General features: G+C 46.8%; 24 protein-coding genes. 16 read left to right on the top strand and 8 right to left on the bottom strand.

What is annotated here, in order from left to right; genetic code table 11:
* Positions 1-61 precede the first annotated feature (61 nt).
* The 3 genes from comX to AC0YNT_RS28445 are packed head-to-tail and all read left to right on the top strand — an operon-like array spanning position 62 to position 3,306.
* Positions 62-235 carry a competence pheromone ComX gene (comX, locus tag AC0YNT_RS28455; protein WP_167282493.1) on the top strand — a complete coding sequence of 58 codons (174 nt, stop codon included), beginning with the start codon at positions 62-64 and terminating at the stop codon, positions 233-235.
* Between the two features lie 43 nt (positions 236-278).
* A complete protein-coding gene (locus AC0YNT_RS28450) occupies positions 279-2,672 on the top strand; it encodes an ATP-binding protein (protein WP_167282495.1) in 2,394 nt (797 codons plus the stop codon).
* Positions 2,650-3,306: a response regulator gene (locus AC0YNT_RS28445; RefSeq protein WP_475807662.1), complete on the top strand. Its 657-nt coding sequence runs from the start codon at positions 2,650-2,652 to the stop codon at positions 3,304-3,306. Before AC0YNT_RS28450 ends, AC0YNT_RS28445 begins: the two co-directional genes overlap by 23 nt.
* 252 nt (positions 3,307-3,558) lie before the next feature.
* Here AC0YNT_RS28445 and AC0YNT_RS28440 read toward each other — a convergent pair whose 3' ends face one another.
* Complete coding sequence (locus tag AC0YNT_RS28440; RefSeq protein ID WP_475807661.1) at positions 3,559-5,487, bottom strand: ABC-F family ATP-binding cassette domain-containing protein; 1,929 nt, start codon at positions 5,485-5,487, stop codon at positions 3,559-3,561.
* 138 nt (positions 5,488-5,625) lie between these two features.
* On the opposite strand from AC0YNT_RS28440, the gene AC0YNT_RS28435 reads away from it, so the two are divergent.
* From AC0YNT_RS28435 to tatC, 6 genes are all read left to right on the top strand, one after another.
* Positions 5,626-6,222, top strand: a complete 597-nt coding sequence (locus tag AC0YNT_RS28435) for a 5-formyltetrahydrofolate cyclo-ligase (RefSeq protein ID WP_475807660.1) — start codon at positions 5,626-5,628, stop codon at positions 6,220-6,222.
* Between the two features lie 19 nt (positions 6,223-6,241).
* Positions 6,242-6,709: a cyclic pyranopterin monophosphate synthase MoaC gene (moaC, locus tag AC0YNT_RS28430; RefSeq protein WP_475807659.1), complete on the top strand. Its 468-nt coding sequence runs from the start codon at positions 6,242-6,244 to the stop codon at positions 6,707-6,709.
* A gap of 36 nt (positions 6,710-6,745) precedes the next feature.
* The gene (locus AC0YNT_RS28425) at positions 6,746-7,237 is read left to right on the top strand and encodes a MogA/MoaB family molybdenum cofactor biosynthesis protein (RefSeq protein ID WP_167282503.1); all 492 of its coding nucleotides are present in this window, start codon (positions 6,746-6,748) and stop codon (positions 7,235-7,237) included.
* A complete protein-coding gene (locus tag AC0YNT_RS28420) occupies positions 7,234-8,253 on the top strand; it encodes a molybdopterin-binding protein (RefSeq protein ID WP_475807658.1) in 1,020 nt (339 codons plus the stop codon). Before AC0YNT_RS28425 ends, AC0YNT_RS28420 begins: the two co-directional genes overlap by 4 nt.
* 37 nt (positions 8,254-8,290) lie before the next feature.
* Entirely contained in the window at positions 8,291-8,512 is a 222-nt protein-coding gene (gene tatA, locus AC0YNT_RS28415; RefSeq protein ID WP_167282505.1) for a twin-arginine translocase TatA/TatE family subunit, read from the top strand.
* Positions 8,513-8,618: 106 nt separating this feature from the next.
* The gene (tatC, locus tag AC0YNT_RS28410; RefSeq protein WP_167282646.1) at positions 8,619-9,359 is read left to right on the top strand and encodes a twin-arginine translocase subunit TatC; all 741 of its coding nucleotides are present in this window, start codon (positions 8,619-8,621) and stop codon (positions 9,357-9,359) included.
* 70 nt (positions 9,360-9,429) lie between these two features.
* Here tatC and AC0YNT_RS28405 read toward each other — a convergent pair whose 3' ends face one another.
* Positions 9,430-10,671: a glucose-1-phosphate adenylyltransferase gene (locus tag AC0YNT_RS28405; protein WP_475807657.1), complete on the bottom strand. Its 1,242-nt coding sequence runs from the start codon at positions 10,669-10,671 to the stop codon at positions 9,430-9,432.
* A 275-nt stretch (positions 10,672-10,946) separates the two neighbouring features.
* On the opposite strand from AC0YNT_RS28405, the gene glgB reads away from it, so the two are divergent.
* The gene (gene glgB / locus AC0YNT_RS28400; protein WP_475807656.1) at positions 10,947-12,977 is read left to right on the top strand and encodes a 1,4-alpha-glucan branching protein GlgB; all 2,031 of its coding nucleotides are present in this window, start codon (positions 10,947-10,949) and stop codon (positions 12,975-12,977) included.
* Positions 12,974-14,404: a glycogen synthase GlgA gene (glgA, locus tag AC0YNT_RS28395; protein ID WP_475807655.1), complete on the top strand. Its 1,431-nt coding sequence runs from the start codon at positions 12,974-12,976 to the stop codon at positions 14,402-14,404. Before glgB ends, glgA begins: the two co-directional genes overlap by 4 nt.
* 51 nt (positions 14,405-14,455) lie before the next feature.
* Here glgA and AC0YNT_RS28390 read toward each other — a convergent pair whose 3' ends face one another.
* A complete protein-coding gene (locus AC0YNT_RS28390) occupies positions 14,456-16,204 on the bottom strand; it encodes an alpha-glycosidase (protein ID WP_475807654.1) in 1,749 nt (582 codons plus the stop codon).
* A 46-nt stretch (positions 16,205-16,250) separates the two neighbouring features.
* Entirely contained in the window at positions 16,251-17,054 is an 804-nt protein-coding gene (locus AC0YNT_RS28385) for an SDR family oxidoreductase (RefSeq protein WP_475807653.1), read from the bottom strand.
* A 152-nt stretch (positions 17,055-17,206) separates the two neighbouring features.
* On the opposite strand from AC0YNT_RS28385, the gene AC0YNT_RS28380 reads away from it, so the two are divergent.
* The 4 genes from AC0YNT_RS28380 (at position 17,207) to groL (ending at position 21,211) form a co-directional block, all read left to right on the top strand.
* The gene (locus tag AC0YNT_RS28380) at positions 17,207-18,391 is read left to right on the top strand and encodes a YhgE/Pip domain-containing protein (RefSeq protein ID WP_475807652.1); all 1,185 of its coding nucleotides are present in this window, start codon (positions 17,207-17,209) and stop codon (positions 18,389-18,391) included.
* A 26-nt stretch (positions 18,392-18,417) separates the two neighbouring features.
* Entirely contained in the window at positions 18,418-19,008 is a 591-nt protein-coding gene (locus AC0YNT_RS28375) for a TetR/AcrR family transcriptional regulator (RefSeq protein ID WP_475807651.1), read from the top strand.
* A gap of 219 nt (positions 19,009-19,227) precedes the next feature.
* Positions 19,228-19,509, top strand: coding sequence for a co-chaperone GroES (gene groES, locus AC0YNT_RS28370; RefSeq protein WP_167282519.1), 282 nt, complete (start codon positions 19,228-19,230; stop codon positions 19,507-19,509).
* 67 nt (positions 19,510-19,576) lie between these two features.
* Entirely contained in the window at positions 19,577-21,211 is a 1,635-nt protein-coding gene (groL, locus tag AC0YNT_RS28365; protein WP_475807650.1) for a chaperonin GroEL, read from the top strand.
* Positions 21,212-21,308: 97 nt separating this feature from the next.
* Here the strand turns inward: groL and AC0YNT_RS28360 are convergent, their stop codons facing one another.
* From AC0YNT_RS28360 to AC0YNT_RS28345, 4 genes are all read right to left on the bottom strand, one after another.
* A complete protein-coding gene (locus AC0YNT_RS28360) occupies positions 21,309-22,493 on the bottom strand; it encodes a tyrosine-type recombinase/integrase (protein WP_475807649.1) in 1,185 nt (394 codons plus the stop codon).
* 106 nt (positions 22,494-22,599) lie between these two features.
* A complete protein-coding gene (locus AC0YNT_RS28355) occupies positions 22,600-22,983 on the bottom strand; it encodes a hypothetical protein (protein ID WP_475807648.1) in 384 nt (127 codons plus the stop codon).
* Positions 22,973-23,560, bottom strand: a complete 588-nt coding sequence (locus AC0YNT_RS28350; protein ID WP_475807647.1) for an ImmA/IrrE family metallo-endopeptidase — start codon at positions 23,558-23,560, stop codon at positions 22,973-22,975. Before AC0YNT_RS28350 ends, AC0YNT_RS28355 begins: the two co-directional genes overlap by 11 nt.
* Before the next feature lie 119 nt (positions 23,561-23,679).
* Positions 23,680-24,045: a helix-turn-helix domain-containing protein gene (locus tag AC0YNT_RS28345; RefSeq protein ID WP_475807646.1), complete on the bottom strand. Its 366-nt coding sequence runs from the start codon at positions 24,043-24,045 to the stop codon at positions 23,680-23,682.
* 162 nt (positions 24,046-24,207) lie between these two features.
* Here AC0YNT_RS28345 and AC0YNT_RS28340 point away from each other — a divergent pair, with 162 nt between their 5' ends.
* Entirely contained in the window at positions 24,208-24,483 is a 276-nt protein-coding gene (locus tag AC0YNT_RS28340) for a helix-turn-helix domain-containing protein (protein WP_475807645.1), read from the top strand.

Raw genomic sequence — 24,483 nt, 5'->3', positions numbered from 1 at the left:
TGATTTCCTGCTATATTAGAATCAGAAATTGATTCTAATATAGCAGAGGAGGAATTTTAAAATGTTGAAAGATGCTATCCGTACGCTTGCTGCAAGCAAAGAAAAAATGTCGATGATGATGGGTGGACAACTCCAATTGGCTGGCGTATCCGCAGCTGAACACAAAGCACTCCAAGATGCGCTTAAGAATCAAGACGAGAAAAAAGGCAACTACACACTGGCTGTTTGGGGCTAATTAGCTAAAACGACTTCATGCGTGTGCAGGAGGAGATTAGACGATGTTAAAACCCACTTATAGAATTTCAGCACCTCTCTTCCTGGCTGCATTTCTCGTCATTTTGCTCTATTTGACCTTCACGATTATTAAAGAGCCTTTTATAGGTGTCGAATTGGTTGAAGGTTCAAAGGGAGAGTATTTCGTGAAAGCTCTCGAGCCTGCCGGACAAGCTGTCAGCAAAGGCATCTTAGTCGGCGATAGAATTATAACTGTGAATGGTGCACCGGCAGGTGATTATAGCAATGTGAAGAAGTTTTTCTCAATTGAGAAATCTAGTGCGGTGCTTGTTGAACATAGCAGTAAGGAGCAGCAATTAATCGTATTTAACCGGGGTTGGTACGGAGATCATTCTAGCTGGGAATTGTTCATACAGCTGTATATTCCGCTTATCTCTCTGATCCTGTTCGCAGGGTTTTCTTCTTTTCTATACTCGAAAAGGAAAAATGATAATGCGGCTTTAATGCTTATGCTGTTTTTTGCAACGATTGGCCTATGCTATTATTCTTCAGCTGCGTCCTATCGTAGTGATCCTGTCGGATTCTCAATTATTTATCTCATATTGCCGTCTGTGCCGATTATTTTCCTGCAGTTTATGAACCAGTATATGAAGCGGTATAATGTCGTATTTATTAGCAAATCCGGATTAATAGGCATGCTTAGTGCATTTGGTCTAGTTGAACTTGGTATGCTGCTTTACGTTTGGACGGATCTGATCTCCAACGATGCAGTTGTATACATACGAATGTTGTATTACGGGACACTCATTATCGGTAATTTCATTTGCATTTATCAGCTAGTCAGAAAGTTTATGCAATATCGCAATACGAAGTTTAACTCGCTTTTCAAAATAACGCTTGTATCGCATATTGTGGCGTTTACTCCATTTACGGCGATGAACCTGCTGCCATTATTTATTGGCGGAGGTCAGATTTTACCGGCTGCATTTACATCTTTGTTCCTGTTCGTGCTGCCGATTGTGTATTTCTACCTGTTAACATCTAACCAGCTCTTTGACATTGACTTCATCCTGACTAGGTTTAAATATTATACGCTTTTGTCAGTTCTGCCTGCTTTGCTGTTAACGCTTGCTATTATTGGGGTACTTAACGGAAGGGCAGAAGTATCGTGGGTTGGCTACATTCAGATGTTCTTGACATCGTATATTGTCATGACGCTCTTCTTGTACATCAAGGAGCAGATCGATCATAAGTTTCGTCCTAAGCTGTTTAAAGCGATGTACAGCTATCAGGACAGCTTGGATCGCTTCTCCCGTAAAGTGGCGACTGTTATGAAGAGAGCGGACTTGGAGGCTGTGCTCAAGCAGGAGATTAGTGATCTGCTGCCTGTTAATCGCATTGACTTTGTACTTGTTGATCAAGCTGACGGATCTGTTCAGAAGCTTGGTGAATCCGATGAGGAGAAAGGTACATCTTTATTCCTGCTCCAAGTCGCGGAATCACTGCAGGTTGGAGAGATGGTCGAGCTGCCTCACGGCATTGGACTTGTCATTGGCCGCCAACGCTCCAAATACCATGTCGTATGGATTGGTTCGAAGACGAATCACACCCGCTTTAACTCGGATGAGCTGCGCTGGCTGAAGACACTAGCGAATTATTCAAGCATCGTATTCGAGAATCTTTACTTGATTGAAGGTCTGATTGAGGATTTGGAATCGGAAGTGCGGAAGGAGCAGACGACTGCCCCTTGGGTGCTGCGTTTATTATTCTGCTTATCCGAGAATGAACGCAGGAAGCTGGCTGCCGATCTTCATGACTCAGCTTTGCAGGATCAACTGATCTGGTATCGAAAGCTAGAAGGAGTTATGAATGACTTTCCGATATCGGACAAGCTTGGCAATGAGCTGAATGAGATCAAAGAAGGCTTGCTCGATGTCATTCATCAGATTCGCGAAACGTGCAATGAATTACGGCCGCCGCTCTTGAAAGAAATGGGCGTAATTGAGGCTGTTGAATCTATCGTAGAGCATTCGCAAATGCGCGATAACTTTGCAGTTGATTTCCGGCCGAAGCCATTCACTCATCCACTTAACGAAGAGCAAATTACGGCTATTTACCGAATCGTTCAGGAATTGCTCCGTAATGCTGCTAAGCATGCGCAAGCTAATCAGGTTACACTGGAGCTTGAGCAGCGGAGAGGAAAAATCTTTTTCCGCTACAAGGATGACGGTATCGGAATGGATGTTGATTATATGAAAGCATCCTTCGAGCATATGGGGCTGTCCGGGATTAAAGAACGGGTGGCAAGTCTTGAAGGAGAAATCACGTTCCGGTCGAAGCGTGGAAGCGGCCTGGAAGTTGTGATCAACTTGCCGGAGACAATGACGACCGGTCGTTCGGAAAGGGGATTATTACGTGATTCGTATCTTATTAGTTGATGATCATCCATCCGTAGGAGAAGGCACTAAGACGATGATCGAGCAGGATCCTGAGATGAAAGTGACGGTTGTGTTATCCGCTATGGAAGCACTTGATACCGTAAACCAAGATCCCTTTGATATTATTTTATGTGATTTGAATATGCCGGGGATCAGCGGGCTAGAGCTTGCGAAGCGGCTCATTCAGCAGGATCCGGATCGCAGAGTCTTAATCTATACCGGGTACGAAATTAGTACCCACTACAACTTGCTGATCGAATGTGGTGTGTCCGGGTTTATTTCCAAGACGGTATCACGCGAACAGCTGCATAACACCATTCGCTGTGCCATGCGCGGGGAGGCAGTTATCCCGATTACCCTGCTTAAGCAGCTTCGCCGTAATGAAGTGAAGATTACTCGTGCGGAGAAGGCGATTGAAGAGGTCTCGATTAATGAGCGAGATCAAGATATTTTGCAAGAGGTTGCTAACGGCAGCAGCAATAAGGATATCGCCGCTAAGCTGCATATGAGCCAACGTACGGTGGAGTATAACTTAACCCGTATCTTCGAGAAATTAAGTGTTCGCTCGAGGTCAGAAGCGATTGTAGAAGCGAAGCGTTTAGGACTCATTCGAATGGAACAATTTTTAACTTAAATGTTGCTTACCCGATCATTGGCGATTCACATCAAGTGAACCGTGAATGTCTTCCTATATGGGATAACTGCAGCTTGAAGCGGCAGAATCGTATCCCCCATGTTTTAATTGCAATACCTTCCTAACTATTGGTTTCCCTCTCAATGCTTACGTCTATATGGCGTAAGCATCTTTTTTTGATCTATAGCAAAAGCCTCCCTAAACAATCGCTTGGATTGATTAAAGAGGCTTACCTATACACTTGATATACAGCTATTCACTTAAGGCTTCCCACTGCTCATAAGCGGTGGTTAGCGTGGTACGTTTGGCTTCGATTTGAGTCTGGATTTCCTGAATGGCCATGTAATCGTTGAAGATCGCAGGATCCGTCAGTTGTACTTCAAGCTCGGCAATTTGTTCTTCCAGCGAAGCGATATCTTGCTCCAGCTGCTCTAGCTTGCGCTGCCGGCTGCGCTCTTCACGCTTGGCTTGCTTATCTAATTCGTAGGATGTTGGAGCTTCGACAATTGGCTGATTAGTCTTACTAGCTAATTTAGCTTCAGCTTCTAGTCTTGCTTCTTCAAGCTCCGCTTTCTTTTCGATCATGTCATCGTAATTTCCTAGGAAATGCTCGGTTCCTGTCGGAGCAAGTTCGACAATGCGTTCCGCCATTTTGTTAAGGAAATAACGGTCATGAGAAATGAAGAGTAATGTTCCTTCATAATCGAGAAGGGCAGATTCAAGAACTTCTTTACTGAACAAGTCCAAATGGTTGGTAGGTTCGTCCAAGATCAAGACGTTAGCTTGTTCTAGCATCAGCTTGGCGAGCGATACGCGAGCTTTCTCCCCGCCGCTGAGGGAAGATACTCGCTTAAGGACATCTTCTCCGCTGAATAGGAAATTGCCGAGCACCGTGCGGATACGGGCTTCCTCCATATGCGGGTAAGTGCCCCAAACTTCCTCCAGAATGGTGTTGGAAGGCGTAAGTCCAGTCTGCTCCTGATCATAATAACCAAGCTTTACATTGGCTCCCCAACGGACGCTGCCGGTTTGCTGTTCTCTTTGTCCAACCAATACTTTCAGCAAAGTGGATTTGCCAATCCCGTTTGGACCAATAAGTGCAACCGTCTCGCTGCGCTGCAGCTTGAAGGAAACATGCTGGAACAGCTGACGTTCCTTTTCCGGGAATTTAACGGATAGATCTGTTACATCAAGCACGTCTTTTCCGGTCTGACGCTCGATCTCGAAGGAGAAACGGGCTTTCTTCAGATCCCCTAACGGCCTGTCGAGCACATCCATCTTATCGAGTGCTTTGCGGCGGCTTTGGGCACGCTTGGTCGTTGAAGCGCGGACGATATTACGCTGGATGAACTGCTCCATCTTGGCGATTTCGTCCTGCTGCTTCTCGAACACCTTCATATTTGCTTCGTATTCAGCGGCTTTAATATCGATATAACGGCTATAGTTGCCGGTATATCGTTTCGCAGCATGACGTTCAATTTCTATAATGGTTGTTGCAAGCGCATCAAGGAAATAACGGTCATGGGAAACGACTAGAATCGCGCCGGAATAGCTGCGCAGATAACCCTCAAGCCAAGTGAGAGTAGGGATGTCCAAGTAGTTGGTTGGTTCGTCGAGCATAAGCAGATCGGGTGCTTGCAGCAGGATGCGGGCAAGCGCAAGACGGGTCTTCTGGCCGCCGCTTAACGTGCTGATCATCGTATCAGCTGGGAAGGTTCCGAATCCCATCCCGTGCAGGACGCTGTTAATACGGGTATTGATTTCGAAGCCACCTTGCTCGCGGAACCAGTCGGATTTGCGAGAGTATCGGTCAAGGACCTCTTCATAGCGCTTCTGGTTATCATGAAGCGCAGGATCAGCAATTTGCTGCTCCAGCTCGCGCAGCTCTTTCTCGGTGTCAGTGAGATGCGCGAATACAGCACGCATTTCCTCGTCGATTGTGCGGTTGGATTGAAGACCGCTGTTTTGGGCCAAGTAACCGATACGTGTTTCTTTCGCCTTGTGAATGGCACCGGAATCATAGGAGAGCTCTCCTGCGATGATCTTGAGCAAGGTGGACTTGCCTGCGCCATTTACCCCAACAAGTCCAACTCGTTCACGTTCAAGGACTTGCATCGATATATCGGACAATATGACGTCTATGCCATAGTTTTTACTGATATTGGATAATTGAAGCAGCATGAATGATACCTCCAACAGATAATGACTCGTTCATTATATATTACCACAAACCGTTGTCGCCATTGGCGAAAGTTGCATAACAATGGTAAACTACAATTAAAGAAAAAGCATGTTTGGGAAGGCAGAGCTGGGTGCAAGATGAATGAACAGCCAAATGAGATAAATTTCGATAAGACAGCGCTGCGCAAAGCCATGACAAGGCTTCGTGACGGCATCGCCGTGGAAGAACGTGCCTTACGATCAGCTGCGGCATGTAGAAATTTATCAGAATGGATGAAGCAGCATCAAATGAATAGCTTTATGTGTTATATTCCGTTCCGTTCTGAGCTTGATACGCGTTATTTGATTGAGTGGGCTTGGGAGACCGGCGTCGAGGTCAGTGTGCCAAGATGCAATCCTGCCGATCGCTCGATGGCGCTGTATAAGCTTGAGAGCTGGGCCGAGCTTGCAGAAGGTGCTTACGGGATTATGGAGCCTGATCCGCTGCAATGTCAGCCGATGCCGGATTTATATGTCCCACAGTTGGTTGTAACACCAGGCCTTGCGTTCGACCTTAGAGGTGGTCGCCTTGGATATGGAGGAGGCTACTACGATCGTTACGCTGAGCGTCTTCGTGAGGATCGGTCGGTGAAGTGGCTCGGTATCGCATTCGAGGATCAACTGGTGGATGAGATCCCCATGCAGTTTCATGACAAACGGATGGATGGAATTGTAACGGAGATGAAAGTGAATTGAATAGTTGGAGTGAACGGGTATGGAAATGACACATTTTAATGAGCAAGGCCGGGCAAAGATGGTTGATGTAAGCGACAAGGAAATAACAGCCAGAACGGCAACCGCACGTACGATGGTCAAGATGAACCCGGGTACGCTGGCCCGAATTAAAGAAGGTACAATCGGCAAAGGGGATGTGCTGGCGGTGTCGCAGGTTGCTGCGATTATGGCTGCGAAGAAAACATCGGATTGGATTCCGATGTGTCATCCGCTTCCTTTAACGGGTATTAACGTCACCTTCGAGGATAATGGGACAGATGAACTTTACATAGAGGCTATAGTGAAGACGACTGGTAAAACAGGTGTGGAAATGGAAGCTTTGACCGCTGTATCGGCCGCAGCACTTACCGTATATGATATGTGCAAAGCGCTGCAGAAGGATATGATTATCGGTCCAACTTACCTGGTAGAGAAAACCGGGGGCAAAAACGGAGACTATCGGCTTTGACACCCATGAACGAATAAGGGATGGGAGGAATAATAGATGCGGTGGAAAGTAGCGATATTGACGGCAAGTGATAAGGGCTCACGCGGAGAACGCGAAGATACAAGCGCACAAGTCATTCGTGAATTGGTAGAAGAAGAATTAGGCGGAGAAATTGTTGATTATCGAATTGTGCCAGACGAGCAGGATGAGATAATTGCGGCAATGATCGAAATGACCGAGTATTATCAGGCTGATCTCGTTCTGACCACAGGCGGAACGGGACTGGCACCAAGAGATGTAACTCCGGAAGCAACATTAAAGGTAGTGGATCGTCTTGTGCCTGGTATAGCGGAAGCAATGCGGATCGGGGCGCTTAAAAAAACTCGCAGGGCGATGTTGTCCAGAGGCGTATGCGGTATTCGCGGTCAAGCGCTTATCATTAATTTGCCGGGTAGTCCCAAAGGTGTACATGAGGGCTTGATGGCCATTATGGATCAACTGCCGCATGCTTTGGAGATTGTTTCCGGCACACATGGAGATCACGAATGAGCAGAGCGCAGACGATTCTAAAAGAAGTCCCCGTACATGAAGCCATTGGTCTTAGACTTGCTCATGATCTTACCCGCATCATACCGGGGGAGTTTAAAGGCAGATTATTTACAAAAGGGCATGTCATCACGGAAGCGGATATTCCTAGCTTGCTTGATATCGGCAAAGAGCATATCTATATTATGGAGCTCGGAGATGATGAGCTTCATGAGGATGATGCAGCAAAACGAATGGCTATTGCGCTTGCTGGTGAAGGCTTAACGCTATCCGAGCCGCATGAAGGCAAAGTCAGCTTGAAGTCTCAAATGCTTGGTCTTGCACAGGTAGATCCGGTTATTGTAGAGGCTATTAATAATCTTGGTGAGATTGCGCTGGCGACGGTGAAGTCAAATTCAGTCGTTCAGGAAGGAAGGCCTCTTGCTGCAACAAGAGTGATTCCACTTATCGTTCCAAAAGCGAAAGTCGAAGAGGTAGAGAGGCTTGTAGCTGAATATAGAGACACTCGTCAAGGAATAGCTCCTCTAAGAGTACTCCCGTTCCGGAAATTCCGGGTTGGGCTGCTGACAACGGGTGGAGAAGTATTCTCGGGCCGGATTCAAGATAAGTTTGGACCAGCCGTTCGGGCAAAGCTTGAAGCCTTTGGTTCTGAAGTCGGAGAGCAGCGGTTCGCTCCAGATGACCGACAAATAATTGTCAAGGAAATACACTATTTGCTAGAGCAACGTTATGATATGATACTAGTGACTGGCGGAATGTCGGTAGATCCAGATGACCGCACACCTGGTGCTATCAAAGCATCTGGGGCAGATATCGTAAGTTATGGTACGCCAATGCTGCCAGGCTCGATGCTGCTGATGGGATATTTGAACAACGTGCCGATTATGGGATTGCCAGGCTGCGTTATGCATGATCCGTATACTTCCTTCGATGTACTGCTGCCTCGTATATTAGCTGGTCAGACTATCGTGAGAGAAGACATTGTCCGTATGGGATATGGCGGTTTGAACAACGGTTAGTTACATAAGCGTATAATGATTAGGAGGAAGATGAGCGATGTCAGGTATAGGCGCAACAGGATTTATTTTACTCGCACTTGTCGCTTTGCTGCTGTTTGGACCAAACAAGCTGCCTGAGCTGGGGCGTGCATTCGGCCGCACGCTGAAGGAGTTTAAAGCAGGAGCAAGAGATATGATGGATGATGATAAGGATAACAAACGTGTTGAAGTAAATCGGACTGAAAATATTGAATCGGATAATAAGCGGCTTCCGGACTAACCGGGCCCGCTTTTTTGCTGAAAGGGGGCCACTATAGGTGAGCACATCGCAAAACGAAGCTTCCGGACAGCCGTTCGATCGAGCTCGAATTCGGGAAGAAGGTTTAATGCCGCTGTTTGAGCATCTTGGCGAACTGCGGAAGCGTGTTTTTTACATGCTGATCGTTATCGTAGTAGGCCTCATAATTGGACTGGTTATCGCCGAACCGGCTTATAACTTCTTAATGGAACAAGAGCCTGCGAGAGGTTTGCAGCTTCATGCTTTCTCTTTGTGGGATGGTATCGGTATTTATATGAAGTTCGCATTTGTAATTGCCCTTCTATTAACGATTCCAGTTACGGCTTATCAGTTGTGGGCATTTGTAAAGCCTGCACTTAAGCCGAATGAACAACGTGCAACACTGAAATACATACCGTTAGCTCTAATTATGTTTTTGATTGGTTTGGCGTTTTCCTATTTTGTTGTTTTCCCGCTCGCCTTTCATTTTACACGTAAAATAGCTGGAAACTTGAATCTGGAAGAAACGATCGGAATTACACAATATTTTTCGTTTATGTTTAATATTCTGATTCCTATTTCCTTACTGTTCGAGCTGCCGCTCGTCATCATGTTTCTGACTGCTATCCGAATTCTGAATCCTACCCGGCTTCGTAAAATGAGAAGACTTGCTTACTTCCTTATGATTCTCATTGGTGTTGTCGTGACGCCGCCGGACTTTGTATCCGATAGCTTGGTTGCGATTCCGCTCATTATTTTGTATGAAATAAGTGTGCTGTTATCGGGCACTGTGTATAGGAAACAGCTTGCTGCTGCCGCAAAGCGTGAAGCCGAGTGGGCGGGGCAATAATATAGCAGGTAGAGATACGCATAAAAAACCTTGGATTATAATCCAAGGTTTTTTTGTTTGATGATTAAGCTTAATACCCGAATACCTTGCCTTTGTACAGCTCGCGGTCGCGACGGCCGGTTCCGGCAAGAAGCGCAGCTAGCGTGTCGCGGCTTGCAGACGCTGTCTTGCGTTCCGCGGTGACACGTTCGCCGGGACCAACTACGGTTATTTGCTCTGCCTGGGGAGCGCCAATGACAGCCCCGTCCTCAATTACTGCATTTTCCCCGATAATCGCTTTATGAATGCGGACCTGGCGTCCAATCCGTGCGCCGGGCATAATGATACTCTCATACACGAGGCTGCCCTTACCGATATCTGTACCGATGCTTATAATCGATCGTTGCGCACTGCCTTCCATCCGGCAATTGCCATGGATGATGCAGTCACGTTGTGCTGCTTCATTGCGAATATAGGGCCGAATTGAGTTTCGTGCATAGTTGGAATATAGCGGCCAATCAGGCTCAGAGAGCTGGAGTGTGCCGTTAATCAGCTCCATCTGAGCTTCCCACAAGCTGTCGACTGTGCCAACATCACGCCAATAACCTTCGTATGGATATGCGGTCAGTTGCTCTTGTTCCTGCAGCAGCATAGGAATAATGTCCTTGCCGAAATCATGGCTTGAAGCCTGAATGGCAGCGTCTTTCATGAGCGCTTCTATCAGCTTATCTGTACGAAAAATATAAATGCCCATAGACGCCAGGTTGCTGCTCGGATTGGCAGGCTTCTCTTCAAATTCAACTACGTTGTAATCCTCATTTGTATTCAAAATACCGAAGCGGCTTGCTTCATGCCAAGGTACCCGCTTGACCGCAATGGTAGCGGCTGCGCCGCTTTGGATATGCGTCTCGAGCATCGGGCGATAATCCATCTTGTAAATATGATCGCCGGACAAGATGAGGACATGTTCCGGATTATGTTGCTGGAGATAGGAAATATTGCGGAAAATCGCATCTGCAGTCCCTGAATAGACACCTCCCGGCGAGGCTTCGGAGGCTGGCAGCAGCGCAATTTCCCCAAGATGCTTGGTTGGTATAGCATTCAGCCAAGCATTCCCGTTGCCTATATAACTATGAACCGTGTCCTCACAATACTGCGTCAGAACGCCGATCCGGCGAATGCCCGAATTCATACAGTTGCTCAGCGGGAAGTCAATCATACGATACCGATCGCCGAACGGTACAACCGGTTTAGCTAACGCACTAGTGAGCGGTGCTAGTCTTTTGCCCTCGCCGCCTGCAAGCAGCATGGCCATGCAATCCATTTGTGTCATTTTATATTCCTCCAAACTTTCTCATATAGGTTTGTTGGCGTCATCCGATGCCTTGGTAACAATTGCTTACACGTAAAGACCATCGTCTGAAACAGCTGTTTCAATATAGCTTTCTGCGGGTAATAAACACTCTTAGTTGTGTTTGGATCAAAGGCAAATGCTTACGAAGTAAGAATGCTCACGAAGAACACGTGGCAATTCTTTAAGCGAATGCTTACGAAGTGAAGAATTGCCACCAAGAGCACGTGGCAATTCTTTTTAGGAGGTTGGACACATTGAAACGAAGCACCGAGCTCAGCTCTCAGGACATTTATCAATTCCATGAAGGCACATGGATGGACAGCTATCGAAAGATGGGGGCTCATCAGACTGAAGAGGCGGGACAAATGGGAACCCGTTTTACAGTGTGGGCGCCTAATGCCCGCCGAATTTCCGTTGCCTCCGATCACAACAGTTGGGACGGCTTTCGCGAAGTTGGCTATGAACTGCAAAAGATCGAATTGTCTGGTCTATGGAGCGGCTTTCTGGCAGGCTATAGCGAAGGTGACTTGTACAAATACGATATAGAGACGCAAGGTGGGGAGAGACAGCTGAAGGCTGATCCCTATGCTTTTGCAGCGGAGGTACGGCCTCATACAGCTTCGATAATCTGCTCTTTGGAAGGTTATGAATGGCAGGATAAGAGCTGGCTTCGCAGCCGTAAGCCGCCGCACGACAGGCCTCTTAATATTTATGAAGTTCACGCCGGTACCTGGAGACAGCATCAGGATGGAAGGCTGTATACGTATGAGGAGTTAGCAGAAGAGCTGCCAGCTTATGTGGCTGAGATGGGTTATACCCATATCGAGCTGATGCCCCTTGTGGAGCATCCTTATGATCGTTCCTGGGGTTATCAAGGGACTGGGTATTTTGCTGCAACAAGCCGATACGGCGAGCCGCATCAGCTGATGGCTTTTGTAGATCGATGCCACAGCCACGGTCTGGGTGTTATTTTAGACTGGGTCCCCGGTCATTTCGCCAAGGATGCGCATGGACTTCGTCTCTTTGACGGCAGCCCGCTCTATGAGCCCGCTGATCCGTTAATTGCGGAGAAGGAGCAGTGGGGCACCCTCTCCTTCGACTATGAGAAACCGGAGGTACGTGGTTTTCTTATCTCTAATGCCTTATTCTGGATGGAAATGTACCATATTGATGGAATAAGGGTGGATGCGGTATCAAGTATGCTGTTCCGGGACTTCGACAGCGGAAAATGGCGGCCGAATCGGCACGGCGGGAGAGAGAATCTGGAGGCAACAGCCTTTTTGAGACAGTTAAATACAGCGGTGCTGACGCGTTTCCCACATGCGCTTATGATGGCGGAGGAATCTCATGCATTTCCCGGCGTTACTGCTCCGGTGGAGCAGGGGGGGCTGGGCTTTACCCACAAATGGAACATGGGCTGGATGAATGATACGCTCAAGTACATTTCCCAATTGCCGGAGAATAGAAGTACCGGGCATAGTCTGCTGACGTTTCCGATCTGGTATGCCTTTGATGAACGGTTTACTCTGCCGCTGTCCCATGATGAGGTTGTACACGGGAAAAAGTCATTGCTTGATAAAATGCCTGGGAGCTACGAAGAGAAGTTTGCGGGACTTCGGCTGCTGCTGGGCTACATGATGACACATCCGGGCAAAAAGCTGCTGTTTATGGGCGGCGAATTTGGTCAGTTTATTGAATGGCGTGACGAGGCAGAACTGGACTGGCTGCTGCTTGAATATGAGCAGCATCGGAAGCTTCACAGCTTTGTGCGCACCATGAACCACTTATATTTGGAGCAGCGTTCATTATGGCAGCTGGATTCTCATCCGGGGGGCTTTGAGTGGATTGACCTCAAGGATGAAGAACAAAGCGTTATCGTGTACAGGAGAAAAGGCAAGGCGAAAGGCGAATCGCTAATTGCCATCTGCAACTTCCATACGCATGCGCATGCCCACTACAGAATTGGCGTTCCAAGCCAAGGCGGATACAAAATATTGCTTAACAGTGACAGCACCACATACGGCGGCTTTGATTATATGGAGTCATCTGCATCGGAAGGGACGGTTCTGCGATCGGAGCCAGTCGTCTGGCATGGCCGAAAAAATAGTATAGTGCTCCCTCTGCCCCCGCTGTCCATCGTTATTTTAAAGCGGGAGAAGGAGGCACGAGCTGCTGTCCGTAAGAAAAAGGAACCGCAAAACTTGCGCGAGGAGGTTGGCCTGATGCTTCCCGGCAAGCATCGTAACCGTCGAGAGAGGATCGCAAACAGGAGGGAATTGCGTTGAAGGTATTGTTCGTAGGGGCAGAATGTGTCCCGTTTCTGAAGACAGGGGGATTAGGCGATGTAATGGGCGCCTTACCTGCCGCGCTTAAGCCGCTCGGAATTGACGCGCGGGTTATGTTGCCGCTGTACGACTCTATACCAGATCGTTACCGTTCCGGAATGAAGGAGATTGCGAGTATCCGTGTTCCGGTCGGCTGGCGTAACGCCTATTGCGGAATTAAGGAGCTCGAGTATGACGGAGTTACTTATTATTTTTTGGACAATGAGCAGTATTTCAAAAGGGGCTCTGCCTATGGGCACGATGACGACGGGGAGCGTTTCGCCTTCTTGTGCCGGGCTGCGCTGGAGTCCCTCTCGGCAATTGGGTTTTGGCCGGATATCATCCACGGACATGATTGGCATACCGGTATGATCCCGGCGCTGCTGCGCCATTATTACAGCTGGCGGCAGGAATATGCGGGCATCAAGACGGTGTTTACCATTCATAATTTGCAATATCAAGGCAATTATCCTCCGCATGTACTTGGCGATTGGTTTGGACTGCCGCCTCATTATATGACCTATGATCATGTTGAGTTTCACGGATCGGTCAGTTTTATGAAAGCCGGTATTCAGCTGTCTGATCGTGTCACGACGGTCAGTCCGTCTTATGCTACGGAGATAGGGACGCCAGAATACGGATGTGGAATGCAAAATACACTCCGCAGCCGGGGCAGCAGCTTGATTGGTATTGTTAACGGCATCAATGATGTCTTATATGATCCAGCAGCCGATTCACAGCTTCCCGCTCGATATTCAGCCACTGCGTTCGAAACCAAAATCGTCTGTAAAACAGCACTGCAGTGGGAGCTGGGTCTGCATGAAGACGTAGAAGTTCCGCTGATCGGGATGGTTAGCCGGCTGACTGGGCAAAAAGGGCTTCCCCTTGTGCTGGAGCGGCTGGACGAACTGATGTATACCGAGAATGTTCAAATGGCGCTGCTCGGAACAGGTGATCCACATCTCGAGCATCTGTTCCGCGAGGCGGAGCGCCGTTATAAAGGAAGGGTCGTTTCTTATATAGGCTTTAATGATGGCTTGGCTCGGCGGATTTATGCTGGCTCAGACCTGTTTCTTATGCCATCACAATTCGAGCCTTGCGGTATCAGTCAATTGCTGGCGCTGCGCTATGGCAGCCTGCCCATTGTCCGGGAGACGGGAGGATTGCGGGATACTGTACATAGCTACAATGAATGGACAGGGGAGGGCAACGGCTTCTCCTTTGCACCTTACAATAGCTGGGACATGTTGTATACAGTTCGCCGGGCTTTATCCTTATGGAGGAACCAGGAAGTCCGTCATAAGCTTGTGGCAAGTGCTTTGCAAGGCGATTACAGCTGGAGCCGATCAGCGCAGCAGTACAAGGGATTGTATGAAGAACTAAAGTAATGACTAAGGCGGTACCGGACAAATCCGGCACCGCCTTTTACTGTTTCTGTACTATTTGATCGTGCGCCATAGAATCCTGTAGCCGTTCGGCTCCAGCTGAATAACCAGCTTGCCATCCTGTATATCCACTTGTTCATCACTCAGCGCATCGCGCCAGCCGCCCTCATTCATCGGGTGAGATAGCTCAGCAGACTCATCAGAGCGATTCATCCATATCGTAAAATGCTCTTTGCTATCCAGTCGTTCATAAATAAGCGAACCGCTATCTTCTTCTGCTGACAATACGCGGTACCGGCCGCTGCGGAGGGCGGCTCGTTCCTTCCTGAGTGCGATAAGCAGCTTATAGAAATCAAAGAGCTCCCTGTTCTGATCTTCCTCATTCCAGACCATACATTTGCGGCAGTCTGGATCTTCTCCACCTTCCATACCAAATTCATCGCCGTAATAAACGCAGGGTAAACCCATCGACGTCATCATATAGACAACCGCCTGCTTCAGCCTCCCCGTATCTCCATTGCAGCGGGTCATGACTCGTGGAATGTCATGGCTCGACAGCAGATTGAATAATGTTTCGTTCGTCTGCTGCGGATAGCGCATCAGCAGCCGGTTCATTTCCTCTGCGAAGCGGGCTGACGAGATTGTCCTGTCGGCGAAAAAGCTGAGTACAATCTGCGTAAACGGATAGTTCATGACCGAATCGAATTGGTCGCCTAGCAGCCAGGGAAGGGAATCGCTCCATACTTCCCCCACGATAAAAGCATCCTTATTACATTCCTTGACCGCTTTACGGTAATCACGCCAGAAGTGATGGTCGACTTCGTTAGCAACATCAAGCCTCCAGCCATCGATACCGGTTTCTTTCATCCAGTCTATCGCAGTGTCGATTAGGTACTGTTTTACATCCGGATTGGCAGTATTCAGCTTTGGCATATTGCCATAAAAGCCAAAGGTGTCATAGTTGGCTATGCCGTCCTGCACCTCAACTGGAAAGCCATTTAAATGGAACCAGTCCTTATATTCCGATTGCTCTCCATTCTTCAGCACGTCTTGAAACGGTGGGAACTGCTCACTCGAATGGTTGAAGACAGCGTCAAGGATGACACGGATGCCGTTGTCATGACAGGTTTGTACCAGCTTCTTCAGCAGCACCTTATCTCCAAACTGTGGATCGACCTCGCGGTATTCAATGGTGTCATATTTATGGTTGGAGGGAGAGCGGAAGATTGGAGTCAAATAGACGGCGTTTACACCCAGCTCATTCAAGTGGCCAATGCGATTAATAATCCCCTGAAGATCGCCTCCGAAAAAGGACTCTCCCTCTGGCTGTTCTCCCCAAGGCGACGTTCCTTCAGGATCGTTCGACCGATCTCCGTTCTCGAAGCGGTCAGGAAAGATCTGATAGAAAATGGCTGCCTTTGCCCACTCTGGCGCTTCAAACAGGTCGATAGCGTGAATATAAGGTGCCTCGAAATAACCGCCAGCTGGTACCGGCTGCTCTGACGAGAAGCCATCTTCGTTCAACCAGATCGTCTCATCGCCGCTCTGCAGCCGAAAGCCGTAGCTGAAGCGCTTGAATTCCGGCCGTATAACAGCTTCCCAGTAGTCATGCAGGCGGTCTGCCGCGATCTTTTCCATTTCGATTTCCTGGCAATGATGATCCCAGTCGTATTTATCTCCTGCAATAGCGAAAACCCGCTCAACATCGTCACGTTTGGTTTTGAGTCGCAGATGGAAAGTTTCTGAATTATAGGCGTAAGCCCATCTATGGTTAGGGGAATGGTAGATGCTCTCTAATTGCATACGGGTTCAGCTCCTTTTCTCTCTATACGCATTTGCAAAAGTACTTCTAGCCGCGAAGCAGCGACTCCGCTCCATCGACATAAACCGAGGTTCCTGTAATATGGCTGGCTTCGTCCGATGCAAGAAACAATACAAGGCTGGCGACCTGCTCGGGTTTCCCCGGCCCATTCTCAAGCGGATGATCTCCTTCCGGGAACTCAACAGGTATGAGCACCTCCTCCAGCTCAGGCTGGGGCTTGCTGGACTTGTCGATATTAGTTGAGATGGCGCCCGGGCAAATGGCATTCACACGGATACCGTATTCCGCCAGTTCCAGCGCAGCCATGCGGGAGAATGCAGTCTCTCCAGCCTTGGAGCTGCTGTATGCACTGAACCCAATGTTGGAGAAAACACGATTACCGTTGATGGAGCTGGTAATGATAATACTTCCACCCTTCTCTTTCATGTGAGGAATAGCATGTTTCACTGTCAGGAAAGTGCCGGTCAGGTTCACACCAATCGTCGCTTCCCATTCTTCCTTGCCCATATACTCGATGGGAGATAGTGTGCCGTTAATGCCTGCATTGGCAAAAACAATATCAAGCTGCCCAAACTCGGAGATTGTCTTGCGGTAGGCATCGGCTATCGATTGCTCGTCGGAAATATCCGCTTCAACAGTTATGTACCTAGCACCGAAGGATTTGGCCTCTTGACCGATGACATTAAGTGTTTGTTGGTCTCTGTCGATCAGCACCAGATGGGCTCCCTCCTTGGCAAACCGGATCGCGGCAGCTCGTCCGATTCCAGAACCCGCACCTGTAATGAACGCGACTTTTCCTTCAATACGTTTTGTAGATGGATGACTAGACATAAACATCTCTCCTTTTATGCTTTTCTAGTTAGTTAGTACACTCGTTTTAACTGTTCTTAAACATGTAGTGTCGGTTGACAGGAGGCTAAGGTACTGATATTGTTTAAACAGATGTTTTAAACAAATGTTTAACATACAAGAGAGATAGAGGAGTGGAGAATTTGAAACAGGCACTACAGGCATTTATGAAGCGTCCGACGACATGGGTTGGGATCATTACAGCTTTAACGTTCCAAATTGTATTTTCTCTGATTTGGATGACAGGGTATGACGGGGTTACAGATCGTACAACTCAACTGCATATCGCAATTGTTAACAAGGATGGGCAGCTTGGAGAGCAGGTTGCATCTAATCTTATGAAGGAACTGCCGTTTAAGATGTCACAGATCGATAATCTCGAAGAGGCGAAGAGTCAGCTAGATGCGCGAAAGCTGCAAATGGTTATTTATATTCCGGAGGATTTCTCGCAGAAAACGGCATCCCCGGACGGACACGCCAATATTCAATATTGGATTAATGAGTCGAACCCTGCTTTAATTAAAAGTATGATGAGTGGGGTTGCGGAGCAGGTGACGGCCGAAGTTAACAAGCAAGCTGTTGCCGCAGGTGTCACCGCAACGCTTGGAGAGGCAGCCCAGATGCCAGAGGAGCAGGCCGCTTCAGCAGCACAAGGCCTGGCAGAAAGAGTGACTGCGGATATTCAATCGACGAATGCCATTCACGGCATGAATAATCAAATGGTACCGATGATGATGGTGCTTGCTTCGTACGTGGGAGCTATGATTATGGGTATGAACTTGGAGCAGTCGGCTATGGCGATTCAAGGGAGCGTTAGCCGCTGGAGACGATTCGCAGCAAGAAGTGTCATTAATATAGCTGCTGCAGTTGTTGTATCATTGGTAGGCTCGACGCTGTTATATTCACTAGGCGGGCAAATTGAGCAGGGCTTTATCCATCTTTGGTTATTTGAAATGCTGTTCTTGCTCACCTTTATGTTCGTCTCGCAAATGTTCTTATACTTGTTCGGAATGGCAGGCATGCTGTTCAATATTATGCTGCTGTCGGCTCAATTGGTGTCGTCTGGAACAATTGTACCGCGCGAGCTGTTGTCAGATTTCTATGTTGGTTTAGGTGCTGTTCTGCCCGCAACCTATGCGGTGGAAGGGAATATGAATCTGCTCTTTGGTGGTCCAGGAGTTGGCCAGGAGGCAGCAGTCCTGTTCTTAATTACGGCAGTTGCCGTACTGATTAGTGCAGCTGCTGTAGCAGTGAAGGGAAGCAGTAGCAGTAGCAGTAGCAGTAGCAGGCAGTCTGAAGCAACGATTGCATCAAAATAATTAGTTTGGCTGGGGGATTTCACGGGATGAATACGAATGAGAGCGATGTGAAAATACGTCTATTGCTTGCGGCGAAAAAGCTATTTGCCAGTCAAGGCTTCGAGGGGACAACAGTAAGGCAAATTTGTGAGGCGGCGGGCGGGGCGAATGTCGCTCTTATCTCGTATCATTTTGGCGGTAAAGAGAATATGTTCGCTGCGTTGTTTGATCATTTTTTTCCATTCAATCAGTTTGCCGAAGTGGACAAGAACTTGCCGCCTATGGAAGGCGTCAAGCTGGTCATTAGGGAAGTAACCAGGTTCCGCTATTCTGATCCAGAGCTTATTCATATTATCCAGCATGAAATATTACTGAACACTTCCCGTATTGAGAAAATCCAATATTATGTCATGCCTATTTGGCAGTCACTGCGTCACTGGCTGGAAGTTGGCCGCGATCAAGGCATCTTCGAGATTAGATCGCTTGACTTCGCTTTATTCTCGATTGCTGGGGTGTTGTTATTCAATCGCAACTCGGACTATTGGCAGCTCGTAATAAGCGATGAGCCATATAGTCTGGAGACGACAATCGAAGAACTGACATTTTTTATTATGAATGGCATCATGCCAAAGCAGTAATTGAAGACGGTAAACGCGATTTGCGCGTATGCCGTCTTTTGGCTAGGGCTATAATGGTGAAGGCATGATTGAGAGGTTGTTAAATAACTGCAAAAATGACCGCAGACACTTGAAATTAGGCCCGAAAATGAGTATGATAAAAATGGTTGTTAGCACTTCAAGGTTACGAGTGCTAATAAAAAACAATAAGCGACAAATTTTTTAAGGAGGCTATTTTCAATGATCAGACCTTTGGGTGAACGCGTATTGATCGAACCGATCGCAAAAGAAGAAACGACTGCCAGCGGCATCGTTCTGCCGGATACGGCTAAAGAAAAACCGCAAGAAGGTAAAGTGGTGGCAGTAGGCAGCGGTACAGTGAAAAATGGCGAACGTCTTGCGCTCGAAGTTCAAGTCGGCGACCGCGTTCTTTTCTCTAAATATGCGGGAACAGAAATCAAATACGAAGGCAAAGAGTATTTGATTATGAAGGAAAGCGACATTCACGCGATCTTTGGATAAGCCCGTTTCTTAACATAGAGGGCAGGAAGCAAGATACTTATTATATTTTTTTGGGAGGTAACTGGTAATGGCAAAGGAAATTAAATTTAGCGAAGAAGCTCGCCGCGCAATGCTGCGTGGTGTTGATCAACTTGCAAATGCGGTTAAAGTAACGCTTGGTCCTAAAGGCCGTAACGTGGTACTGGAAAAGAAATTCGGCAGCCCGCTCATCACGAATGACGGTGTTTCCATCGCGAAAGAAATCGAGCTGGAAGATGCATTCGAGAACATGGGTGCTCAACTGGTTAAAGAAGTAGCTACAAAAACGAACGATGTTGCCGGCGACGGTACTACAACAGCAACAGTTCTGGCTCAAGCGATGATTCGCGAAGGTCTGAAAAACGTTACTGCAGGCGCTAACCCTATGGTTATCCGCAAAGGTATCGAAAAAGCGGTTAAAGCTGCAGTTGAAGAACTGAAAGCAATCGCTAAACCAATCGAAGGCAAACAATCGATCGCACAAGTTGCATCGATCTCGTCTGCTGACGACGAAGTTGGCCAACTGATTGCAGAAGCAATGGAAAAAGTGGGCAACGACGGCGTTATTACCGTTGAAGAATCGAAAGGCTTCGTAACGGAGCTTGAAGTGGTTGAAGGTATGCAATTCGACCGCGGTTATGTATCTCCATACATGATCACTGACACAGATAAAATGGAAGCTGTCCTCGACAATCCATACATTCTGATCACTGATAAAAAAATCTCGAACATTCAAGAGATCCTTCCGGTTCTGGAGAAAGTTGTTCAATCCGGCAAGCAGCTCCTGATCATCGCAGAAGATATCGAAGGTGAAGCGCAAGCTACGCTCGTACTGAACAAACTGCGCGGCACCTTCACTTGCGTAGGCGTTAAAGCTCCAGGCTTCGGCGACCGCCGCAAAGCAATGCTGGCTGACATCGCTGCTCTGACTGGCGCTCAAGTTGTTACAGAAGAGCTCGGCCTTGAGCTGAAATCGGCATCTGTGGACCAACTCGGTTCCGCTCGCCAAGTTCGTATTACAAAAGAAAACACGATCATCGTTGACGGCAGCGGCAACCCTGCTGACATCCAAGCTCGTGTTAACCAAATCCGCGTGCAACTGGAAGAAACAACTTCCGAGTTCGACCGTGAGAAACTGCAAGAGCGTCTGGCTAAATTGGCTGGCGGCGTAGCGGTTATCAAAGTCGGCGCGGCTACTGAAACAGAACTGAAAGAGCGTAAGCTCCGCATTGAAGATGCCCTGAACTCGACTCGCGCAGCGGTTGAAGAAGGTATCGTATCCGGCGGTGGTACTGCTCTGATCAACGTATACAAAGCTGTTGCAGCTGTTCAAACAAATGGCGACGAGCAAACAGGCGTTAACATCGTATTGCGCTCCCTTGAAGAGCCGCTTCGCACAATCGCTGCGAATGCCGGCCAAGAAGGTTCCGTAATCGTTGAGCGTCTGAAAAACGAAAAAGTGGGCATTGGTTACAATGCCGCTACTGGCGAATGGGTGAACATGTTCGAAGCGGGTATCGTTGACCCTGCTAAAGTAACTCGTTCCGCTCTGCAAAACGCAGCTTCCGTAGCAGCTATGTTCCTGACAACTGAAGCAGTAGTTGCTGACAAACCTGAGCCGAAGGGCGCAGGCGCTGGCATGCCAGATATGGGCGGCATGGGCGGTATGGGCGGCATGATGTAAGAGGTTTATAAAAACCCAGTAATAACAGGGTTTAAGGGCTCCTTCGGGAGCCCTTTTTTTATTAACATCACAAAAAAATCACATTTTCTGCGGAGTTTTAGATGTTTAGGAGGTCTGCGAAGTGTTCGTGTATCTTTTCATTAGCGTTCTTCTTCATTTTATTGGTGATGTGTGTGTAAATCTTCAAGGTCGTCTGCATATCATCATGACCAACTCTTTGCATGATTGTAGCTAGATCGACTCCTGCCTGCGTCAACATGCTGATGTGAGTGTGTCTGAAGATGTGCGGTGTAGCTTCTTTCTTAATTGAAGTCTTATCAAGGATCCGCTGCATGCGACGATTCACTGTCTTAGGAACAAAAGGAGTACCGTTCTCTCTGCAGAAAATAAAGCAATTATCAATCTTATCTGCACCAAAGATCACAGTCATAACTTCTTTGAGGTTTTTAAGCAATCCATTAACTTTAGGATCTATGCTTACGACTCTTATTGATGCTTTAGTTTTAGGTGGAACCAGTTCATATTCATGTTGATTGTTATTAGGGTTGTAGAGGGTCTTTGTGATTCGGATTTCATTCGTTTCAAAGTTATCATCGGACCATTTAAGCGCGCATACCTCGCCTACGCGGAAACCAGAGAATGCTAATAAATAAAATTGTTCCATATCCAAGGGCATTCCGTATTTTTTGACAGCTTCAAGAAATTCAGTCACTTCTTCCTCTTCAAGGTATGACTGCTCAATTGGATTGTTCTCGATCTCCTCGACAGTCAACAGCTTTTTAGGTATGATCGCATTGACCGTAGGATCTTCTTTTACATACTTCTCTTGTAATCCATAGCGGAATATCATGCCGGCCGTCACATCAACGCCCTCGATTGTAGTCCGCGCATATCCCTTCTCATCCATGTCAATGAGAATTTGTTGATACATTTTTGATGTAATGTTTTTGGAGTTCGCATTCCGGAAGTAGTTATTTAAGTGTTTCATCTCAATTTTCCGAATTCGAATGGTTCCCTTCTTTACATCCCCCAGGGAATACACCTTAAGCCACTCATTAGCTAGCTCTTCAAAGGATATGCTCTTGTTCTTAGCTCTTACTCCTTCTACGGCCACAAGCTCCCCTAGAGCTGCCTCGGCGCGAGCTAATGCCTCCTTCTGGGTGTTTCCCCGACGTGCGATCTGATTACGTTTACCAGTTAACGGATCCGTAGGACCATCGATAGTGCATATATATTTATAACCCTGTTTGTTGTTCGCAGGTATTTTTTTATACGATGCCATATATTAAAAAACACTCCTTCTTAAAACAAAAAGCCGAGAAGATCCCTTAAGCATCCGACTAATTTTTTTTTGCAATTTCCCACCTCTTTTCATGAAGCTTACCACCTTATCCCCTCCTCAGGTTATCTACAAAAAATGGTGAGATGTTGTACTGCAGCGAATCCTCTATATCCGTTATACGGAGCACCAAACGTTCAATCTGCTGTATATCAAATTCTGCATTTAAAAAGTTAATGGCATATTGATAAACGGCCGGCAAAGAGATACCAAGGATATCGTTATTTTCATCATTGCGTATATATGCAAAATCCGGAACTGTCACAGATATAATCTCAAATTCAAGATCATAAAAATGCAAACGTTCAAAAGGAGCAGTAATATTGAGGTATAGCGTTTCATCCCATTTAAATGATGTGCTTTCCAGTATCATCCAGACGGGGGATGAGTAATCGTTCTCACCGGCCTCTTCACAGATAACTCTAACGTCCAATATATTGCTCCCTCCTTTGAGAAACCTGCTGTTGTAGTTGATTTAAGAGACTCTTTGTAACGTCTGTATATTCATAAACAGCTTGGCGAGGCAAATGAATTGATCTTTGGTTACGATCCTGATATTCGCGTGATATTTTAGCTGCTATTTGATTCATTCGTCTTTCGACAAAAGCATTTGGATAACTGAAAGCCTCAGCAATGGAGTTTATATATTCTGGCCAATAATTTGAAGGCTGCACTTGCTCGATCAGGTAAAAGGGTAGTGCCGCGATCATTTGAAATTGAGAGGCCTGAGCCTCTTGAAGCTCTTGAAATAATAAAGGCATATTTTCTTGGATACCGACATGTCTCAGAGGGTGGCAAAGCTCATGGAAGAATTCCTGGCGCTGTTCTTGATGTGTCATATCATTATTTAGGAAAATAAACGCATAGCTATCTTCTTCCCATTCTGCAAAACAAGGACCAGCGTAAAAATGTACATTAATATTAAAAAGACCTGCAACAGTATTAATCGTTAAATCAGATGGAGAAAATATTTCGTTTTTTTTATAAAGATCGCATAGATCAAGCTCCAATTCTGACGGCTTATATAACTCAAAATTAAAGCTATGAATAGTAATCTCCCCCAGAGAATTAGAACGTATGTTCTGTTTTTTGGTTAAAAAATATAGCCGTTATATGGCCATATTAATTTTTATTTCTTTTTCTGCGCTTTTCTATATGCTTCGACTGCGGCCTTAGCTGCCGCTCTAGCTAGATCTAATTCCTCTTCGCTGTATTTTTCAGCTCCTCCGAGAAATGCCCTACCAACCCGAGGATCATCTTTTGTAATGATATCTGAATGGCTAGGAGAAGGGTCATCGGTACGGCCAAGCAAATAGTCAGCAGTTGTATCTAAAGCGTCTACGAGCCTCTTGAGTGCATCTGGATCAGGTTTCCGGTCATTTGTTTCATATCTAGACAGTTGAACTTTTGTTAACCCTGATTTTTCGCAAAGTTGTTGTTGAGTCCAATCTAACTTATCCCGCAGATACCTTATCCGATCCCCCAATTCAAACATTTAAAATACCTCAATTCTCTTAATGAATACCACAATAATAACATTACCGATATGGTAATTAAATATACATGCCAAAACGGTATTTTTTTCGTTGACATTGCCAATTCGGTAACATATAATCAAATCAAGAGTTACCGAATTGGTATCAAAGGAGGGTTGTTTTTGAGGAAAATTGATCTTAAAAAAATCAAATATCTACGTAAAAAGGGCGGCATCTCTCTTGATGAGATGGCTCGCAAATTGGGATATGAAAGCCAAAATGGATATTACTACTTAGAAACCGGTAGAAATAAATTTTCAGCAGAGCATCTGATGATGGCTGCTTGTATTCTCGATGTTGATATAAATCAGCTTTTTTTTGTTGAGAAAGTTACCGAATCGGATACTTTCTTTCGAAAGGCACTGGCTAATCACAAGCCAGGAAAAGGAGGTAATTAA

Source organism: Paenibacillus sp. J22R56 (genome assembly GCF_056269375.1).
The sequence above is the reverse complement of the archived record's forward strand: the minus strand, read 5'-3'. Positions and strand labels throughout refer to the sequence as shown.

Bases quoted from the DNA above. Each gene is read 5' to 3' on its own strand.
- groL (WP_475807650.1), top strand. From the start codon at position 19,577: ATGGCAAAGGAAATTAAATTTAGCGAAGAAGCTCGCCGCGCAATGCTG.
- AC0YNT_RS28440 (WP_475807661.1), bottom strand. From the start codon at position 5,487: ATGCTGCTTCAATTATCCAATATCAGTAAAAACTATGGCATAGACGTC.
- AC0YNT_RS28435 (WP_475807660.1), top strand. From the start codon at position 5,626: ATGAATGAACAGCCAAATGAGATAAATTTCGATAAGACAGCGCTGCGC.
- AC0YNT_RS28425 (WP_167282503.1), top strand. From the start codon at position 6,746: ATGCGGTGGAAAGTAGCGATATTGACGGCAAGTGATAAGGGCTCACGC.
- AC0YNT_RS28385 (WP_475807653.1), bottom strand. From the start codon at position 17,054: ATGTCTAGTCATCCATCTACAAAACGTATTGAAGGAAAAGTCGCGTTC.
- tatA (WP_167282505.1), top strand. From the start codon at position 8,291: ATGTCAGGTATAGGCGCAACAGGATTTATTTTACTCGCACTTGTCGCT.
- AC0YNT_RS28450 (WP_167282495.1), top strand. From the start codon at position 279: ATGTTAAAACCCACTTATAGAATTTCAGCACCTCTCTTCCTGGCTGCA.
- AC0YNT_RS28420 (WP_475807658.1), top strand. From the start codon at position 7,234: ATGAGCAGAGCGCAGACGATTCTAAAAGAAGTCCCCGTACATGAAGCC.
- AC0YNT_RS28360 (WP_475807649.1), bottom strand. From the start codon at position 22,493: ATGGCATCGTATAAAAAAATACCTGCGAACAACAAACAGGGTTATAAA.
- groES (WP_167282519.1), top strand. From the start codon at position 19,228: ATGATCAGACCTTTGGGTGAACGCGTATTGATCGAACCGATCGCAAAA.
- tatC (WP_167282646.1), top strand. From the start codon at position 8,619: ATGCCGCTGTTTGAGCATCTTGGCGAACTGCGGAAGCGTGTTTTTTAC.
- AC0YNT_RS28345 (WP_475807646.1), bottom strand. From the start codon at position 24,045: ATGTTTGAATTGGGGGATCGGATAAGGTATCTGCGGGATAAGTTAGAT.
- AC0YNT_RS28390 (WP_475807654.1), bottom strand. From the start codon at position 16,204: ATGCAATTAGAGAGCATCTACCATTCCCCTAACCATAGATGGGCTTAC.
- AC0YNT_RS28405 (WP_475807657.1), bottom strand. From the start codon at position 10,671: ATGACACAAATGGATTGCATGGCCATGCTGCTTGCAGGCGGCGAGGGC.
- moaC (WP_475807659.1), top strand. From the start codon at position 6,242: ATGGAAATGACACATTTTAATGAGCAAGGCCGGGCAAAGATGGTTGAT.
- AC0YNT_RS28375 (WP_475807651.1), top strand. From the start codon at position 18,418: ATGAATACGAATGAGAGCGATGTGAAAATACGTCTATTGCTTGCGGCG.
- comX (WP_167282493.1), top strand. From the start codon at position 62: ATGTTGAAAGATGCTATCCGTACGCTTGCTGCAAGCAAAGAAAAAATG.